Source organism: Gaiella sp. (genome assembly GCF_039915195.1).
GTDB lineage: Bacteria > Actinomycetota > Thermoleophilia > Gaiellales > Gaiellaceae > Gaiella.
Genome location: NZ_JBDSNT010000004.1, coordinates 54929 through 73581 on the forward strand (window position 1 = coordinate 54929; position 18653 = coordinate 73581).

14 protein-coding genes and 1 pseudogene are annotated in these 18653 nt (G+C 65.0%); 13 read left to right on the forward strand and 2 right to left on the reverse strand.

Features of this window, described 5'->3' with window-relative positions; all coding sequences use genetic code 11:
- Complete coding sequence (locus tag ABIR74_RS00455; RefSeq protein ID WP_348174642.1) at positions 1-3612, forward strand: DNA-directed RNA polymerase subunit beta; 3612 nt, start codon at positions 1-3, stop codon at positions 3610-3612.
- Between the two features lie 139 nt (positions 3613-3751).
- A complete protein-coding gene (rpoC, locus tag ABIR74_RS00460) occupies positions 3752-8287 on the forward strand; it encodes a DNA-directed RNA polymerase subunit beta' (protein WP_348174643.1) in 4536 nt (1511 codons plus the stop codon).
- A 125-nt stretch (positions 8288-8412) separates the two neighbouring features.
- Here the strand turns inward: rpoC and ABIR74_RS00465 are convergent, their stop codons facing one another.
- Positions 8413-9525: a GGDEF domain-containing protein gene (locus ABIR74_RS00465; RefSeq protein ID WP_348174644.1), complete on the reverse strand. Its 1113-nt coding sequence runs from the start codon at positions 9523-9525 to the stop codon at positions 8413-8415.
- Positions 9526-9570: 45 nt separating this feature from the next.
- A complete protein-coding gene (locus tag ABIR74_RS00470; RefSeq protein ID WP_348174645.1) occupies positions 9571-10620 on the reverse strand; it encodes a sensor domain-containing diguanylate cyclase in 1050 nt (349 codons plus the stop codon).
- A 246-nt stretch (positions 10621-10866) separates the two neighbouring features.
- On the opposite strand from ABIR74_RS00470, the gene rpsL reads away from it, so the two are divergent.
- The 11 genes and pseudogenes from rpsL to rplV all read left to right on the forward strand — a co-directional run.
- Entirely contained in the window at positions 10867-11241 is a 375-nt protein-coding gene (gene rpsL / locus ABIR74_RS00475) for a 30S ribosomal protein S12 (protein WP_348174646.1), read from the forward strand.
- Positions 11241-11711: a 30S ribosomal protein S7 gene (gene rpsG, locus ABIR74_RS00480; RefSeq protein WP_348174647.1), complete on the forward strand. Its 471-nt coding sequence runs from the start codon at positions 11241-11243 to the stop codon at positions 11709-11711. Before rpsL ends, rpsG begins: the two co-directional genes overlap by 1 nt.
- A 13-nt stretch (positions 11712-11724) precedes the next feature.
- Positions 11725-13818 (forward strand): elongation factor G, encoded by a 2094-nt coding sequence (gene fusA, locus ABIR74_RS00485; RefSeq protein WP_348174648.1) that lies wholly within the window; start codon positions 11725-11727, stop codon positions 13816-13818.
- 15 nt (positions 13819-13833) lie between these two features.
- A complete protein-coding gene (gene tuf / locus ABIR74_RS00490) occupies positions 13834-15024 on the forward strand; it encodes an elongation factor Tu (RefSeq protein ID WP_348174649.1) in 1191 nt (396 codons plus the stop codon).
- A 76-nt stretch (positions 15025-15100) separates the two neighbouring features.
- A complete protein-coding gene (rpsJ, locus tag ABIR74_RS00495; RefSeq protein WP_114795953.1) occupies positions 15101-15409 on the forward strand; it encodes a 30S ribosomal protein S10 in 309 nt (102 codons plus the stop codon).
- A 156-nt stretch (positions 15410-15565) separates the two neighbouring features.
- Positions 15566-16201: a 50S ribosomal protein L3 gene (gene rplC / locus ABIR74_RS00500; protein ID WP_348174650.1), complete on the forward strand. Its 636-nt coding sequence runs from the start codon at positions 15566-15568 to the stop codon at positions 16199-16201.
- Positions 16201-16824, forward strand: coding sequence for a 50S ribosomal protein L4 (gene rplD / locus ABIR74_RS00505; protein ID WP_348174651.1), 624 nt, complete (start codon positions 16201-16203; stop codon positions 16822-16824). The genes rplC and rplD overlap by 1 nt, the downstream gene beginning before the upstream one ends.
- Positions 16821-17111: a 50S ribosomal protein L23 gene (gene rplW, locus ABIR74_RS00510; RefSeq protein ID WP_348174652.1), complete on the forward strand. Its 291-nt coding sequence runs from the start codon at positions 16821-16823 to the stop codon at positions 17109-17111. Before rplD ends, rplW begins: the two co-directional genes overlap by 4 nt.
- Entirely contained in the window at positions 17111-17953 is an 843-nt protein-coding gene (rplB, locus tag ABIR74_RS00515; protein WP_348174653.1) for a 50S ribosomal protein L2, read from the forward strand. Before rplW ends, rplB begins: the two co-directional genes overlap by 1 nt.
- Positions 17954-17959: 6 nt before the next feature.
- Positions 17960-18244, forward strand: a complete 285-nt coding sequence (rpsS, locus tag ABIR74_RS00520) for a 30S ribosomal protein S19 (protein ID WP_348174654.1) — start codon at positions 17960-17962, stop codon at positions 18242-18244.
- Positions 18244-18597 (forward strand): annotated as a pseudogene (gene rplV, locus ABIR74_RS00525) (50S ribosomal protein L22); the annotation flags it as partial. The gene rpsS and the pseudogene rplV, both read left to right, overlap by 1 nt.
- Positions 18598-18653 lie beyond the last annotated feature (56 nt).

The following is an 18653-nucleotide window of genomic DNA, read 5'->3' on the forward strand; positions in this document are numbered from 1 at the left end:
TTGAGCAGCACTACTGTTGCGCCGCGCGCGCGCACGAGCTTTTCCCGTCTGAAGCACGTCCTTGACCTCCCCAATCTGATCGACATCCAGAAGACGTCGTTCGACTGGTTCCTCAACGAGGGTCTTCGCGAGACGATCGACGACATCTCACCGATCGAGGATTACACCGGCACCCTCGCCGTCGAGTTCGGTGACTATGCCTTCGGCGAGCCCGCGAACACGATCAACGAGTGTCGCGAGAAGGACATGACCTACCAGGCCCCGTTGTCGATGACGGTCAGGTTCGTCAACACCGAGACCGGCGAGATTCGCGAGCAGCGGGTCTTCATGGGTGACTTCCCGATGATGACGGGGGTCGGCACGTTCATCATCAACGGCACCGAGCGCGTCATCGTGACGCAGCTCGTTCGCTCACCCGGCGCCTACCTCATGGAGCCGAAGGACGCCACCAAGCAGGTGTTCATCGCGAACCTGATGCCGTCTCGTGGCTCGTGGCTCGAGCTCGAGATCGACAAGAAGGGCATTGCGTATGCCCGTATCGATCGCAAGCGCAAGTTGCCGATCACGACGCTCCTGCGGGCACTCCCGCTCGAGGATCCGACGACCGGGTTCCAGCTCGACACGAGCACGAACGAGAAGATCCTCGCGCTCTTCGACGGTTCGGTGTACATCCAGAACACGCTCGAGAAGGACACGACCACGCGCGAGGAAGAGGCGCTGATCGAGGTCTTCAAGAAGCAGCGTCCCGGCGAGCCGCCGACGCTCGACAACGCACGCAACCTCCTCAAAGCGCTGTTCTTCGATCCCAAGCGCTACGACCTGACGAAGGTCGGCCGCTACAAGCTGAATCAGCGCCTCGGCGTCTCGGTCCCCGAGGACACGCGTGTCCTCACGACCGAGGACATCCTCGCGCTCATCCGCCGGCTCGTCGCACTGCCGACAAACCTCGGTGTGCCGGAGGACTCGAAGGACTTCGCAGCAGATGCCGCGCAGATGAACCGCGACCCGATCCGCGCCGAGCTCGACGAGTACGAGCATTTCGGCAACCGTCGCCTTCGCACGACCGGTGAGCTGATCCAGGAGGCGTTCCGCGTCGGCCTGTACCGCATGGAGCGGGTCGTTCGCGAGCGCATGACCACGGAGGACGTGGACACGATCACGCCGCAGACGATCATCAACATTCGCCCGGTCGTGGCGGCGTTGAAGGAGTTCTTCGGCTCCTCGCAGCTCTCGCAGTTCATGGATCAGACGAACACGCTGGCCGGCCTCACCCATCGTCGGCGCCTCAGTGCCCTTGGTGCCGGCGGACTCACCCGCGAGCGTGCCCCGATCGAGGTCCGCGACGTGCACCCCACCCACTACGGTCGGATGTGCCCGATCGAGACTCCTGAAGGCCCGAACATCGGCCTGATCGGCTCGCTCGCATCGATGGCGACCGTGTCCGAGTTCGGCTTCATCCAGACGCCGTACCGCATTGTCAAGGGCGGCAAGGTGACCGACGAGATCGTCTATCTCGACGCATCCGAGGAGGCCCTGTTCACGATCGCCCAGGCGTCCGAGCGAGTCGACGAGAAGACCGGCAAGTTCGTGCAGGAGCAGGTGCTCTGCCGCTCACGCGAGGGTGAGGCCGTGATGGTCTCGCCGAAGGACGTTCAGTACATGGACGTCTCGGCATCGCAGATCGTCTCCGTGGCGACCGCGCTGATCCCGTTCCTCGAGCACAACGACGCAAACCGCGCCCTGATGGGCGCAAACATGCAGCGGCAGGCAGTGCCGTTGATGATCGCCCAGGCGCCGCTCGTCGGCACCGGGGTCGAGTACCGCGCCGCGATCGACACGGGCGACGTCGTCATGTCCCGCACCGAGGGCTCCGTGATCGACGTCGACGCCGAGACGATCGTCGTCGAGGGCAAGGGCACCCGTGAGGAGTACAACCTCACGAAGTTCATGCGCTCGAACCAGGGCACGCTGATCCACCAGAAGCCTGTCGTCAAGCTCGGCGACAAGGTCGGCAAGGGCACCGTCCTCGCGGACGGCTCCTCCACCGACGGTGGTGAGCTCGCACTCGGTGCGAACCTGCTCGTGGCCTTCATGCCGTTCGAGGGCTACAACTTCGAGGACGCGATCGTGCTGTCCGAGCGCCTCGTCAAGGACGACGTGCTCAGCTCGATCCACATCCACGAGTACGAAATCGACGCTCGCACGACGAAGCTCGGCGACGAGGAGCTCACGCGCGACATTCCGAACCGTTCGGAGGAGTCGCTCGCGAACCTCGACGAGCGTGGTGTCGTGCGCATCGGAGCCGAGGTCGGTTCCGGCGACCTGCTCGTCGGCAAGGTGACGCCCAAGGGTGAAACCGAGCTGACGGCGGAGGAGAAGCTGATCCGCGCCATCTTCAAGGAGAAGGCACGCGAGGTGCGCGACACGTCGCTCAAGGTGCCGCACGGTGAGGGTGGCAAGGTCATGGGTGTCAAGACGTTCTCACGTGATGCGGGCGACGATCTGCCGCCGGGCGTCAACGAGCTCGTGCGCGTCTTCGTCGCGAAGAAGCGCAAGATCTCGGAAGGTGACAAGCTCGCCGGCCGCCACGGCAACAAGGGCGTCATCTCGAAGATCGTGCCCGAGGAGGACATGCCGTTCCTAGAGGACGGCCGTCCCGTCGACGTCGTGCTCAATCCGCTCGGCGTGCCGAGCCGGATGAACATCGGTCAGATCCTCGAGACGCACCTCGGCTGGGCCGCTGCCCACGGCATGTTCGCCGAGTCGGACACGCCGATCGGTGTCAACCCGCGCGCCTCGATCAACGCGCCCAAGCCGCATCCGGTCGCGACGCCCGTCTTCGACGGCGCCACCGAGACCGATGTCGACGACGCGCTCGTGCGTTGGGCCGAGACGACGGACCTGCCGATCAAGATGAACGTCGACCACTCGCGCCCCGCGGGCCGCAAGGCATCCGGCAAGGTGCAGCTCTTCAACGGCAAGACCGGGGAGCCCTTCGAGCAGAAGGTCACGGTCGGCTACATGTACATCCTAAAGCTGCTCCATCTCGTGGACGACAAGATCCACGCTCGCTCCACCGGTCCCTACTCGCTCGTCACCCAGCAGCCGCTGGGCGGCAAGGCGCAGTTCGGCGGTCAGCGATTCGGAGAGATGGAGGTGTGGGCGCTCGAGGCGTATGGCGCCGCGTACACGCTCCAGGAGATGCTCACGATCAAGTCTGACGATACGATCGGCCGCGTCAAGGCGTACGAGGCGATCGTGAAGGGCGAGAACATCGCCGAGCCGTCCATTCCCGAGTCGTTCAAGGTGCTGCTCAAGGAGATGCAGTCCCTGGCGCTCGATGTCCACGTCCAGTCGGACGACGGGCGCGACGTCGAGGTTCGTGAGGAGGACGACGAGCTGCTTCGCGCTGCCGAGGAGCTCGGCATCGACCTGTCGCCGGCCGCGGTTCGCGCTGCCGCCGGTGAGCTCTCGGTCCAGGAGGTCGAGGAGGGCGCTGTCGCCGTCGACGAGGGCGGAGACGTCGCCGTCGCCGCCGACGAGACTCTGGACGGCCTCGAGGCCGACGCGGAGCTCGAAGTCGGCCTTGCCGACGCCGAGCTCGACGACTGAAGGGCTTCGCTACGCGAACCCCGTTAGATAGTGCATTCGGAACGTTTTGTAGAGAGCAGATTCCAAGAAGTTGACGACGCGGAGGAACAATGCAAACGATGAACGCCCCATATAGGGATTTCACCTCAGGTGAAATCCTTTGATCGACATCAATGAATTCGACGCGATCCGCATAGGGCTCGCGTCGAGCAAGAAGATCCGCGACTGGTCGTCAGGCGAGGTCACCAAGCCGGAGACGATCAACTACCGCACGCTCAAGCCCGAGCGCGACGGCCTCTTTTGCGAGCGCATTTTCGGCCCGACCAAGGACTGGGAGTGCTACTGCGGCAAGTACAAGCGTGTCCGCTACAAGGGCATCATCTGCGAGCGCTGCGGCGTCGAGGTGACGCGCCAGAAGGTGCGTCGCGAGCGCATGGGTCACATCGACCTGGCCGCGCCCGTCTCGCACATCTGGTTCTTCAAGGGTGTCCCGAGCCGGATCGGCTACCTCCTCGATATCGCCCCGCGCGAACTCGAGAAGGTGCTCTACTTCGCCGCCTCGATCGTCACAGGTGTCGACAACGAAGCCCGTGCCAAGGACCTCGCAGACCTGGAGGACAAGGTCCGCGCCGAGTCCGAGCAGATCTATGTCGACCGCGACGAGCATGTGCTCGCCGTGGAGGAGCGCCTCACCCGTCGCCGCGAGTACTTCGCGGCCGGCAAGGAGAAGAACTTCGACGAGGACGACGAGTTCTGGACTCGCTCGCTCAACAACTGGGCCGAGGATCAGATGCTGCCGACGCTCGAGGAGGCGCGCCAGCTCGCCGGCGGCATCTTCCCCAAGCTCGCGAAGTCGCTGACGACGGAGGACGGCAAGAAGATCCGAGACCTCGTCCGCCAGACGGCGACGCGCGAGGATCGCAAGCTCACGCCGCGTGAGGTCGAGTCCGTCGCGACGGCCGCCCAGGAGATTCACGAGTCGCTCGATCCGCTGCGCGCGGAGCTCGAGACGGCTACAGGATCGAAGAAGGGCGCGATCACGAAGCACCTGAACAAGCTCGTCGAGGCGCTCACCACGGGTGCCGAGCTCTCAGGTGAGGACGCCGAGTTCGTCGCGAACGTCGACGTGAAGAACCTCGACAAGGCCCGCGAGGTCGGCAATGGCCTGCTCGCTGACGTCCTCCACGAGGAGAACGTCGGCCAGACGGTCGACGAGGTGCGTGAACTCGCCTCCGACCTCTGCCTGCTCCCCGGAGCCAAGAAGGACGATCTCGACATCGTCGCCCAGTGGGCGCTCAAGGTGCGCGAGATGGTGCAGGATATGGACTCCCGTCGTAACGATGCCAGGGAGGCCGCAGTCGATGGTGTCCGTCGTCTCGAGGAGACGTGGAAGCTCTTCCGGGAGCTCGAGCCGAAGCTCGTCGTCAACGACGAGCAGCTGTTCCGCGAGCTGAAGGACCGCTTCGGCTCGCCGTACGGCTTCGGGCAGTACTTCCGTGGCGGGATGGGCGCCGAGGCGATCCGCGATCTCCTCCGCGACCTCGACCTCGCCGAGGAGTCGGTGACGCTTCGCGACGTGATCAAGACCTCCAAGGGACAGAAGCAGCAGCGCGGCATCAAGCGGCTGAAGGTCGTCGAGGCGTTCATCAAGTCCGAGAACAAGCCGGAGTGGATGATCCTCGAGGCCGTGCCTGTTATCCCGCCGGAGCTGCGGCCGATGGTCCAACTCGACGGTGGCCGCTTCGCCACGTCGGACCTGAACGATCTCTACCGGCGCGTGATCAACCGCAACAACCGGCTCAAGCGCCTGCTCGATCTCGGCGCGCCGGAGATCATCGTCAACAACGAGAAGCGCATGCTCCAGGAGGCCGTCGACGCACTGTTCGACAACGGCCGCCGCGGTCGCGCGGTGACGGGCCCGGGCAACCGGCCCCTCAAGTCGCTGTCCGACATGCTCAAGGGCAAGCAGGGTCGCTTCCGTCAGAACCTGCTCGGCAAGCGCGTGGACTACTCGGGCCGCTCGGTCATCGTTGCCGGCCCGAACCTCAAGCTCCACCAGTGCGGTCTGCCGAAGCTGATGGCGCTCGAGCTCTTCAAGCCGTTCATCATGAGCCGGCTCGTCGAGCGCAAGGCCGTGCAGAACATCAAGGCTGCAAAGAAGCATGTCGAGTCGATGTCACTGGACGTCTGGGACGTCCTCGAAGAGGTGATCGCCGAGCATCCGGTGCTCCTGAACCGCGCACCGACGCTCCACCGCCTCGGGATTCAGGCCTTCGAGCCGATCCTCGTCGAGGGCAAGGCGATCCAGGTGCACCCGCTCGTCTGTCACGCCTTCAACGCTGACTTCGACGGCGACCAGATGGCCGTTCACCTGCCGCTCTCCGCCGAGGCCCAGGCCGAGGCTCGGATTCTCATGCTGTCGGCGAACAACATCCTCTCACCCGCACATGGTCGGCCGCTCGCGACACCGACGCAGGATATGGTCCTCGGCGCGTACTACCTGACCTACTGCGATCACGAGTTGCCCGAGACGACCTCGGCCGACATCGTGAAGCTGCTCGGCGTCAAGGGGCTGAAGCGATTCCGCTCCGAGGAAGAGGTCGAGTTCGCAGTCGAGTCCCGTCAGGTTCACCTGCAGGAGCCGATCGAGTACCGCTGGCACGACGAGGTGATCCTGACGACGCCCGGGCGTGTGATCTTCAACGTCGAGATCGAGCGCTCGCTCGAGGTCGCGGTGCACACGGCCGAGACGGTCAGGCACACGTTCATCAACCGGCCGCTCTCGAAGCGTGAGATCGATCTCTTCATCGCTGAGCTCGTGGATCTCTACGGCGCACATGCCGTCGCGACGGTGCTCGACACGATCAAGTCGCTCGCGTTCCGCTTCGCCACGCAGGCCGGAATCACCGTCTCGAAGAACGACATCGTGATCCCGCCGAACAAGGAAGAAATCCTGGTGGGCTACGAGGCCGAGGTCAAGAAGCTCGAGGGCGAGTACCAGCGCGGCCTCATGACCGAGGAAGAGCGGCACGAGCGTATCGTCGCCGTGTGGACGGAGGCGACCGAGGAGGTTGCCGAGGCGATGAAGGCCAACCTCCACAAGACGAACACCATCTTCATGATGGCCAACTCGGGTGCTCGCGGATCGTTCAACCAGATTCGCCAGCTCGCCGGCATGCGCGGCCTGATGGCAAATCCGAAGGGCGAGATCATCGAGCGCCCGATCAAGGCCAACTTCATGGAAGGCCTGTCAGTGCTCGAGTACTTCATCTCGACGCACGGAGCCCGCAAGGGACTCGCCGACACGGCGCTACGGACAGCCGACTCCGGCTACCTGACGCGGCGTCTCGTCGACGTCTCCCAGGACGTGATCATCCGTGACCTCGACTGCGGCACGACCGATCACATCGAGCTCGCGGCGATGCTCGACGACAAGGAGAACTCCAGCGTTGTCGGACGCCTCCTCGCGCTCGATGTGTACAAGCCACTCAAGGACGGCAAGCCCGGCAAGACGCTTCTTCTCGCTGCGGGAACCGAACTGACGATGCCGCTCCTGCGGGAGCTGCTCGAAGGACTCGAGGAGCACGCCGAAGGGTATCTCGCCCCGGTGCGCTCGGCCCTCAAGTGCAAGAGCGAGCACGGCGTGTGCCGCGCCTGTTACGGCACGTTCCTCGCCACCGGCTACATCTGCGAGGTCGGCGACGCCGTTGGCATCATCGCGGCGCAGTCGATCGGTGAGCCGGGCACGCAGCTCACGATGCGCACGTTCCACACGGGTGGTGTCGCAGGTGCCGACATCACCCACGGTCTCCCGCGTGTCGTCGAGATCTTCGAGGCGCGGAATCCCAAGGGTGCGGCAACGATCGCCGAGGTCTCGGGCAGGATCGAGATCGAGGACGCCGACCGCACGATCAAGGTGACCGTCGTCCCGTCGTCGCTCGACGAGAACGGCGAGCCGATTCCCGCGAAGGAGTACAGCTTCTCGCGCCGGACACGGTTCCTCGTCACGCATGGTCAGGTCGTCGAGGCGGGTGATCCGCTCAACGAGGGATCGATCGCCCCGGCCGAGCTGCTTGCGCTCAAGGGCTCCACGGCAACCGAGCTCTATCTCGTCGGCGAGGTCCAGAGGGTCTACAAGTCGCAGGGTGTCGACATCCACGACAAGCACATCGAGCTGATCGTCCGCCAGATGCTCAAGAAGGTCAGGGTCGAGAGTGCCGGAGAGACGACGTTGCTCCCGGGTCAGCTCGTCGACAAGGCCGTGCTGGCGCGTGCGAATGAGATTGCCCGCAAGGCCAAGAAGGAGGAGGCGACCGTCGAGCCGCTGATCCTCGGGATCACGAAGGCCTCGCTCGCGACCGAGTCGTTCCTCTCGGCAGCATCGTTCCAGGAGACCACGAAGGTCCTCACGGACGCCGCCATCGAGGGCAAGATCGACCGTCTGCTCGGACTCAAGGAGAACGTGATCATCGGCAAGCTGATCCCCGCTGCGACGGGCCTGAAGAAGTACCGTGGCATCGAGATCGAGCCGGCGGAGCCACTGCCGTCCTCGATGTTCGCCGCTGAGGCCCAGGAGCTGCTCGCTGCGCTCGAGGAGATCGGCGACGGCGACATCGACCTGACCGCTCTCGGCCTCGGGTTCGAGGACGAACTGCCGGTCGAAGACGCACCGCCAGAGGCCACCGAAGAGTCGTAGGGAACGGAAGCGGGGGAGGGCGCGGTGGAAGAGCATACCGCGCCCTCCCCCTGCTGATGCTTGCTGCACGCTTCGCGTGATTCTTGGGAGACCCGCCCGCGGGCCTGCCGGGTTCTCCGCGGTTTCTAAGCGGCCGTGCCCTTTCCCTTTCGGGTGGCCTTCGCGTGGCGAAGCGCCCGCTCGGCACGCTCGAACAGCGAGACGCCATCGTCGTCGGGTTTGAGCTCGGCGATCCCCGCCGAGAGAGATGGCGTGAAGCCCAGGGCGCGGGGGAGACGGCCGAGAGATGCCTGGACACGCGCGAACGTCGCTTCAGCGTCGATTCGGCCTGCCGACGGCAGCACGACCGCGAACTCGTCGCCCCCGCACCGGAAGACGCGTTCGCGAGGAAGGCGCGGCTCACACAGGAGCGCCGCGATCTGACCGAGAAGCCGGTCGGCGCCCGGCTGTCCGAGATGGGCGTTCGCCTCGGAGAGATTGTCGACGTCGAGTACGCACACGGCGAGCGATTCACCGGCTCGATGTGCGCGGGCGACCTCGAGCGCAAGCGTTTCGTGGAGTGCCTGGCGGTTCGCGAGACCGGTCAGGATGTCGGTCGCCGGGGCCGGACTCGTGGAGGTTCGCCAGGCCCTGTCGATCGCCGGTCCGGCATGGCCCGCGATCGCCTCGAGCGTCAAAAAATCGGTCCCGGCGACGGGCGGTGCCTCGTCCCGACCGAAGACGGCCAGGAATCCGAGGCGGCCATGTTGTGACTCGACCGGGACTGCCACGGCCGAGAGCATCTGCTCCGCGGCGCTGCTCCCTTCGCGGTAGTGATAGGAGAGCCCGACCGCGCGGGCGGCCTCCTTCCCCGGAGGGCCAACGATCGGGCCTACCGCGCTCGGGTCGACACCGACGGCTGCGACATGCGGGCTCCCGTCGATCTCCACCGTGATCGCGGAAGCTGCGACACCGGACAGAGACCCCGCCGCCTCGGCGCATCGAACCAGAACCTCGTCGAGATCGAGCGTCCCACCGAGCGACTCGAGAATACGCGCTCTCAGGCCCTCTACACGCACCCTTTCCAAGGCCTCGGCCAACTCGCGCGCAAGGCTGTCGAGGCGGTCGCTCATCTCACGGAGACCTCGCGTGAGGGCGGCGTGCCTCTCGCGGTTCGCACGCCGGACACGGATGCCCCCGGCGATGAGAGCTGCGAGCACGGCAGCAGCGAGGAGAGCGAGCGCGGCAGTGCTCATCATGCGCGAACCCTACTGCCGAGAGCGTGCAAGAGCGTGCCCGGCCCGCTACGGGGTGCGGTCGTCGGCGAGCTGGTTCTTGCCGGCCTGCTTCGCGCGCGTCACGAGCGCACCCGTTCGAGCCGTCAGGCTCTCGACCGTGTCGTCTGCGCGAAGCTCGGCGAGGCCGCCGGACATCGTCAGCGTGCCGGCCTCGCCGAAGGGTTCCTCCGCGATCTCGAACGCGAGTCGACCGTAGAACCGCTTCGCGAGAGCCCGTGTCGTATCGGGGAGGATCACGAAGAACTCGTCCGCGCCGCCGGAGTTCCGGTACGCGGTATCGCCCCAACGCATCGTGGCGCGAACCCGCTCGCCGAACTCTGCGAGGACAGCGTCGCCCGTCTCCTGGGAGAACGTCCTATTGATCAAACCGAAGTCGTCGAGGTCGACCTGGATCATGCAGAGCGGCCGGCCGTGGCGCCGCGCCGCGTTGATCTCGCGCGGCAACTCGTCGGCGAAAGCGAGCGCACTCCGCAGCCCCGTCCGGGTATCCGTCGCCGCAAGATTCTGAACGTCGAGCAAGCGAAACGCATTCTGAATCGCCGGGCCGGCGTGGCGCGCTATCGCAGTGAGCAGCGCGGCCGAGTCCTGGGTGAAGGCGTTCGCAATGCGTGAGTAGACCGCGAGCGTTCCGGTTCCGTCCGGGCCGATCGGGACGACGAGGCCCGAACGCAGCGCGTGGGTCTCCTCGGTGTCCCATGACATCACGCCGGCCTTGAACGGTGCGCCGTCGGGAGGTCCGGTCAGAAAGGGGGCATCCTCGGGTCGGACACGGCCCTGGGTCGCAACGCTGACCTCGCCGTTGGCACGGTTGACCCGGATCGAGCTACCGTCGACCGCGGGCAGAGCCCCCACCGCCGCGAGGGCGCGGCCCAACACCTCGTCGAGGTCGATCGTCGAGCCGATCATGTCGAGGCTCGACGGCCCGACGCTCGGAGCTGGGGCCGCGGCCTCTATTCGCTCGGTGAGCCCGATCAGGCGCTCATCGACCCTGTCGAGCGCCGTTGCAATCCGCGCGTCAACCGGCCGCCGCAAGGCGAGCCAGAACGCGACGAGCACGCCGACAACACAGATGGCACCTAGAGCCGCAACGACTACCGCAGTCGTGATCCTTCTCTCCCTTCCCCTTGAGCCAACTCTACGCAGGAATGAGGCATCTGTATATGGGGAGCTCAACCAGCGTTCGCCTCTTGCCGGACCGGACCGGTCTCAGCTACACTCTCCGTCCGCAGGTGGCGGGGTGAGATCCCTGCCACATCTGCGCGTGATTCTTTGTCTGTGTTTCTCGAGAGTGTTAGGAGCAGCGTGCCCACCGTCAATCAGCTCGTCCGCAAAGGCCGCAAGGCCCCCGTGGCCAAGACGAACACCCCGGCCCTTCGCGGAGCTCCGCAGAAGCGCGGCGTCTGCACGCGCGTGTACACCACCACTCCGAAGAAACCGAACTCGGCGCTGCGGAAGGTCGCGCGCGTCCGGCTCACGAACGGGATGGAAGTCGGCGTCTACATTCCCGGTGAGGGGCACAACCTCCAGGAGCACTCCGTGGTGCTCATCCGCGGCGGTCGCGTCAAGGACCTCCCGGGCTTCCGCTACAAGGTGATTCGCGGCGGACTCGACACGTCGGGCGTCTCCGATCGTCGTCAGGGCCGCTCGAAGTACGGCGCCAAGAAGGGCTCGAGCTGATGCCACGTCGAGCAGAGATCCAGCCGCGCCAGCTCGAGCCCGACTCCGTCTACTCGTCGGTGCTCGTCACGCAGGTCATCAACTGCGTCATGCTCGACGGCAAGAAGTCGACGGCCGAGCGTATCGTCTACGACGCCCTCGCACTCGCCTCCGAGAAGACCGGCAAGCCGGCACTCGAGATCCTCGAGGGCGCCGTCAAGTCCGTGACCCCTGTTCTCGAGGTGCGCTCACGCCGTGTCGGTGGTGCCAACTACCAGGTGCCGATCGAAGTACCGCAGCGCCGCGCCCGCACGCTCGCGATCCGCTGGATCGTGCAGTTCGCGCGCGACCGCCGCGAGAAGCACATGGGTGACAAGCTCGCGGGCGAACTGATGGATGCGCTCAATCAGCAGGGCGGCGCCTACAAGAAGAAGGACGACATCTACCGGATGGCGCAGGCCAACAAGGCCTTCGCTCACTACCGCTGGTAGCGGGGAGACAACGATGAGCACAACTGCCTCCCGCATCTCTCTGGACCGCGTCCGCAACATCGGGATCATGGCGCACATCGACGCCGGTAAGACGACGACGACGGAGCGAATCCTTTACTACACCGGCCGCACACACAAGCTCGGCGAAGTACACGAGGGCGCGGCGACGATGGACTGGATGGCGCAGGAGCAGGAGCGCGGCATCACGATCACGTCTGCGGCGACGACGGCAGAGTGGCGCGACCACAAGATCAACATTATCGATACGCCCGGGCACGTGGACTTTACAGCTGAGGTCGAGCGGTCACTGCGCGTGCTCGACGGAGCAATCGCGGTCTTCGACTCGGTGGCCGGCGTGCAGCCGCAGTCCGAGACGGTGTGGCGACAGGCAGACCGCTACGGCGTGCCGCGGATCTCGTTCATCAACAAGATGGACCGCACAGGCGCCGACTTCTTCAACGCCGTTCAGACGATGCGCGACCGTCTCGGCGCCACTGCCGTCTGCGTCCAGATCCCCGTCGGCGAGGAGGAGCACCATCGCGGCGTCATCGATCTCGTCGAGATGAACGCGGTCACCTACGACGACGATCTCGGCGAGTCCTTCACCGTCGGTGAGATTCCTGCCGACCTCGTCGAACTTGCCAGAGAGCACCATCACGCACTCATCGACGCGGTCGCCGAGTTCGACGATGACCTGATGGAGAGCTACCTCGAGGACGAAGACTCCGTTACGCCCGAGATGCTCCGCCGCGCACTCCGCGCCGGCACGCTCGCGAGCGCGATCACTCCTGTCCTGCTCGGCTCCGCCTTCAAGAACAAGGGCGTGCAGCCGCTGCTCGACGCGGTGGTCGACTACCTGCCGAGCCCGCTCGACGTCCCATCGGTGCAGGGCGTCGACCCGAAGACCGGCGAGGAGTTGTCGCGGCCTGCCTCGTTCGACGCCCCGTTCTCGGCCCTCGTCTTCAAGGTGATGTCCGATCCGTTCGTTGGCAAGTTGACGTACTTCCGCGTCTACTCCGGTCAGATCACAGCCGGCGATCGCGTCGTCAACACGACGAACGGTAAGACCGAGCGAATCAGCCGCATCCTCCAGATGCACGCCAATCATCGCGAGGAGCGCGACGAGATCGGCGCAGGCGACATCGCGGCCGCGGTCGGCCTGAAGCAGTCGACGACCGGTGACACGCTTGCAATCGATAAATCACCGATCGTGCTCGAGCGAATGACGTTCGCCGAACCGGTCATCTCCGTCGCCATCGAGCCAAAGACGAAGGGCGACCAGGACAAGCTCTCACAGGGCCTTCAGCGCCTTGCCGAGGAGGATCCGACCTTCCGCGTCACCTCCGACGAGGAGACCGGTCAGACGCTCATCGCGGGCATGGGTGAGCTCCACCTCGAGATCATCGTCGACCGGCTCATGCGAGAGTTCAACGTCGACGCGAATGTTGGCCGGCCCCAGGTCGCCTACCGTGAGACCGCGGGCAAGCCCGCCGAGAAGGTGCAGGGCAAGTTTGTCCGCCAGACGGGTGGCTCAGGGCAGTACGGCGATGTCACGATCAACCTCCTGCCGCAGGAGCCGGGCAAGGGCTACGAGTTCATCGACAAGATCGTCGGCGGCAAGATTCCCAAGGAGTACATCAAGCCGGTCAACGAGGGAATCCAGGAAGCAATGAACGCCGGTGTGCTTGCCGGCTACCCGGTCGTCGATGTCCTGATCGAGTTGATCGACGGCTCGTATCATGACGTCGACTCGAGCGAGCGGGCCTTCAAGATCGCGGGCTCGATGGCCTTCAAGGAGGCGTTGAGACGCTCCAAGCCGAAGTTGCTCGAGCCGATCATGGCCGTCGAGGTCGTCACACCCGACGATTACCTCGGCGACGTTATGGGTAACCTCAACGGTCGGCGTGGGCGAGTCGAGTCGCTCAAGCCAATCGGCAACTCCCAGTCGATCGTGGCGAGCGTGCCACTCTCAGAGATGTTCGGGTATGTCACCGACCTGCGCTCGATGTCGCAGGGGCGGGCAGCTTTCACCATGGCGTTCGATCGATACGACGAAGTACCCCAGTCCATCGCGAGCGACATCGTCGACTCGCAGTCAGGCTCGTAAGAAGGAGATTGCAGGATGGCCAAGCAGAAGTTTGAGCGGTCGAAGCCGCATGTCAATGTCGGCACCATCGGCCATATCGACCACGGCAAGACCACGCTGACCGCGGCGATCACGAAGGTGCTCGCCGAGTCCGGCACGGGGACCGCCGTTCGCGACTTCACGTCGATCGACGCGGCTCCCGAGGAGCGGCAGCGCGGCATCACGATCAACACGGCGCATGTCGAGTACGAGACGGAGAATCGTCACTACGCCCACGTCGACTGTCCGGGGCACGCCGACTACATCAAGAACATGATCACAGGTGCCGCCCAGATGGACGGGGCAATCCTCGTCGTCTCCGCCGCCGATGGCCCGATGCCACAGACGCGTGAGCACATTCTGCTTGCCCGCCAGGTCGAGGTGCCGTTCATGGTCGTCGCGCTCAACAAGGCCGATATGGTCGACGACCCCGAGCTGCTCGAGCTCGTCGAGCTCGAGGTGCGCGAGCTGCTCACGAAGTACGACTTCCCGGGCGACGACATCCCGATCATCCAGGTCTCGGCACTCAAGGCGCTCGAGGGCGACCCCGAGTGGACGCCGAAGATCCTCGAGCTGATGGCCGCAGTCGACTCCTACATCCCGGAGCCGGTTCGCGACACGGAGAAGCCGTTCCTGATGCCGATCGAGGACGTGTTCACCATCACGGGCCGCGGTACGGTCGTCACGGGCCGCATCGAGCAGGGTCAGATCGAGGTCGGCAAGGAGATCGAGATCGTCGGGATCACGGAAAAGGTCGAGAAGACCACCGTCACCGGCCTCGAGATGTTCCTCAAGGTGCTCGACTTCGCCCAGGCGGGCGACAACGCTGGAGTGCTGCTCCGCGGTGTCAAGCGCGAGGAGGTCCAGCGCGGTCAGGTACTCGCGAAGCCGGGTTCGATCACGCCACACACGCACTTCAAGGCCGAGGTCTACGTGCTCTCGAAGGACGAGGGTGGCCGCCACACGCCGTTCTTCAACGGCTACCGGCCCCAGTTCTACTTCCGCACGACGGACGTGACGGGCTCGATCAAGCTGCCGGACGGCCAGGAGATGGTCATGCCGGGCGACAACACGCAGATGGAGATCGAGATGGGTCAGCCCATCGCGATGGATGCCGGACTTCGGTTCGCCGTCCGCGAGGGTGGCCGCACCGTCGGTGCCGGCGTCGTCACGGAGATCATCAAATAGGGGAAGAGGCGTAGCCTCTCCCCTCTTTGTGTTGGGGAGAGGCGCAGCCTCTCCCTCGAAAGAGAGACAAGACACTATGGCGCAACAGAAAATCCGAATCCGGCTCAAGGGCTACGACCACCAGCAGCTCGATCGCTCGGCGTCGCAGATCGTCGAGACGGCGCAGCGCACGGGCGCCACAATCACCGGCCCGGTGCCCCTGCCCACCGAGAAGAACGTGTACTGCGTGATCCGGAGCCCGTTCAAGGACAAGGACTCGCGCGAGCACTTCGAGGTGCGTACGCACAAGCGCCTGATCGACATCCACAGCCCCACGCCGAAGACGGTCGATTCGCTGATGCGCCTCGACCTACCCGCCGGCATCGACATCGAAATAAAACTGTAGAAATTGCTGAGGCAATTTCTACAGTTCTAGATAACAGCATGAACAAACTCAAATGAGATTTCACCACACACAAATGAACGCACCACTTCTCCACACACAAGTGAACGCACCACTTCTCCACACACAAGTGAACGCACTATCTAACGCTTTTTCCCGTTGCAATGGAGGGACGTCGTGAAAGGCATAGTCGGGAAAAAGCTTGGGATGACCCAGATCTTTGATCCGGAATCCGGTGCGGTTACCGCGGTGACCGTGATCGAGGCTGGACCCTGCCCGGTGACGCACGTGCGCAACGAGAGCGCCGACGGCTATGCGGCCGTCCAGCTCGCCTACGAACCCGTTGCCGACCGCAAGATCACAAAGGGTGAGATCGGTCATCTGAAGAAGTCCGGAGCTTCGGCTCACCGGCACCTCGTCGAGTTCCGTGGCGAGAGTGAGCTCGCAGTCGGTGACACCGTCACCGTCGAGGCGTTCCAACCCGGCGACGCGATCAAGGTTGCAGGCACGTCGATCGGCAAGGGCTTCGCGGGCACCATCAAACGCCACAATTTCAAGCGTGGCCCCGTCTCTCATGGCTCACACAACGTTCGCGCGCCCGGTTCGATCGGCGCGTCAGCAACACCGTCGCGCGTGTTCCGCGGTCAGAAGATGTCGGGCCGCATGGGTGGCAAGCGCGTCACGCAGCTCGGGCTGGTCGTCCACGACGTGGACGTCGAGCGCAATCTGCTCCTCGTAAAGGGCGCCGTTCCGGGCCCGACGAGCGGCATCGTCGAGATCAGGAGCACCGGCTGATGGCAGCGCTGAAGGCAGACGTTCTTGGCGGTACGACGGCCAAGTCGGCAATGCTCGGAGACGCCGTGTTCGGCGCCGAGCTCAAAAGGCATATCGTGCACGAGGTCGTGCGCGCCGAGTTGAACGCGCACCGCGCGGGTACACGTGGCGCGAAAACCCGCGGAATGGTCTCCGGTGGACGTGCGAAGCCATGGCGCCAGAAGGGCACCGGCCGCGCGCGCCAGGGCACGATTCGCGCCCCTCACTTCACGGGTGGCGGCGTTGCCTTCGCTCCCGGTATGCGCAGCTTCGACGTCAAGGTGAACCGCAAGGTTCGGCGCGCCGCTCTCGCCGGAGCGCTTTCGAACCACGTCGGCAACGGGACGCTCGCGCTCGTCGACGGTGGAGCCTTCGAGACGCCGTCCACGAAGCAGGCCAAGGCATTGATCGATAAGTGGGGCAAGGAGACGCCGCTCGTCGTCGTCGCTCACGAGGACGAGATCGGGCTGATCAAGTCGTTCCGCAATCTCGAACGCGTTCTCGTCACGGTTCCTTCCGAGCTCGAGGTGGCGCCGATCGTCTGGGCGCGCTCGGTCCTCGTCAGCGAGGCGGCTCTCCCACTCGTCGAAGGGAAGGCATCGTGAACGCCGCCGACGTTCTCATCGCGCCCGTCGTCTCCGAGAAGAGCTACTCGGGGCTCGCCGACCGGAAGTACACCTTCAAGGTGCATCAGGACGCCCACAAGACGCAGGTGCGTCAGGCCGTCGAGGAGCTCTTCGGCGTCAAGGTGCAGAGCGTTCACATGATCAAGGTTGCCGCCAAGCCGAAGCGCCGCGGCGTGTTCAAGGGTGTGCGGCCGAGCTGGAAGAAGGCCATCGTGCAGCTGCGCGAGGGCGAGTCCATCGAGATCTTCGAAGGGGCACAGGTCTAATGGCAGTCAAGAAATACAAGCCGACAAGCCCGGGACGCCGCTTCATGGCGGTCTCCTCCTTCGAGGAGATCACGAAGAAGGCTCCCGAGCGCTCGCTCGTCGAACCGCTCAAGAAGACAGGCGGCCGCAACAACAACGGTCGAATCACCACGCGCCACCAGGGTGGCGGCCACAAGCGGATGTACCGCGTGATCGACTTCAAGCGGACGAAGGATGGCGTGCCCGCGAAGGTCGCGGCGATCGAGTACGACCCCAACCGGTCGGCGCGAATCGCCCTGCTGCACTACGCGGACGGCGCGAAGTCATACATCATCGCGCCCCAGGGCCTCCGGGTCGGCACGTCGGTCGAGTCCGGCCCCGGCGCCGACATCAAGGCCGGCAATGCGCTGCCTCTCGACAACATTCCCACGGGAACACTCGTGCACAACGTCGAGCTCAAGCCGGGTCAGGGTGCCAAGATGGCGCGCTCGGCCGGCGCCGGTGTGCAGCTCGTCGCGAAAGATCAGGAGTACGGCGTTCTGCGCCTTCCCTCCGGCGAGATGCGTCGCGTGCTCCTCACCTGCCGTGCGACGGTGGGTCAGGTCGGCAACTCCGATCATGCGAATGAGCAGTCCGGCAAGGCCGGCCGCAGCCGCTGGCTCGGCAAGCGCCCCGCAGTGCGTGGCTCGGCCATGAACCCGGTCGACCACCCTCACGGCGGCGGCGAGGGGAAGTCCAAGGGCGGTCGCCATCCGGTGACGCCTTGGGGCGTGCCGACGCTCGGCAAGCGCACCCGCCAGAAGCACAAGGAATCCGACAAGCTGATCGTTCGCGGCCGTCGCCGCGGCAAGGAAAGGCGCTAACAAACTATGTCCAGATCATCGAAGAAGGGGCCTTTCATCGACGACCGGCTGCTGAGTCGGATCGAGGCGATGAACGCCACCAACGAGAAGCGGATGATCCGCACGTGGTCGCGCAGCTCCACCGTGTTCCCCGACATGGTCGGCCACACGATCGCCGTCCACGACGGGCGCAAGCACGTGCCGGTGTTCGTCAGCGAGCAGATGGTCGGGCACAAGCTCGGCGAGTTTGCGCCGACCCGAACGTTCCGCGGCCACGCCGGTGACAACAAGACCCAGGTGAAGAAGCGCTAGTGGCTACCAAGGACACATCCAAGCTCACCCAGTCGCGCGCGGAGGCGAAGTACGTTCGACTGTCGGCGCGGAAGGCCCGCCTCGTCCTCGATCACATCCGCGGCCGCAGCGTGCCCGAGGCCCGCACGATCCTCGCGTTCACGCCGCGCGCTGCCGCAGTGGACATCGAGAAGGTGCTGCGCTCGGCCGTCGCGAACGCCGAGTCCGCCCATGCCCTCGACGGCGATGAGCTCATCGTTCTTGCCGCCTACGCGGACGAGGGGCCGACGCTCAAGCGTTGGCGTGCCCGCGCCCGCGGCCGCGTCAACCGGATTCGCAAGCGCACGTGTCATATCACCCTGATCGTCAGCGAGAACCCGAAGGCGGCGGCGCGGCCCAAGCGGTCGGCCGAGAAGCCTGCCAGAACCGA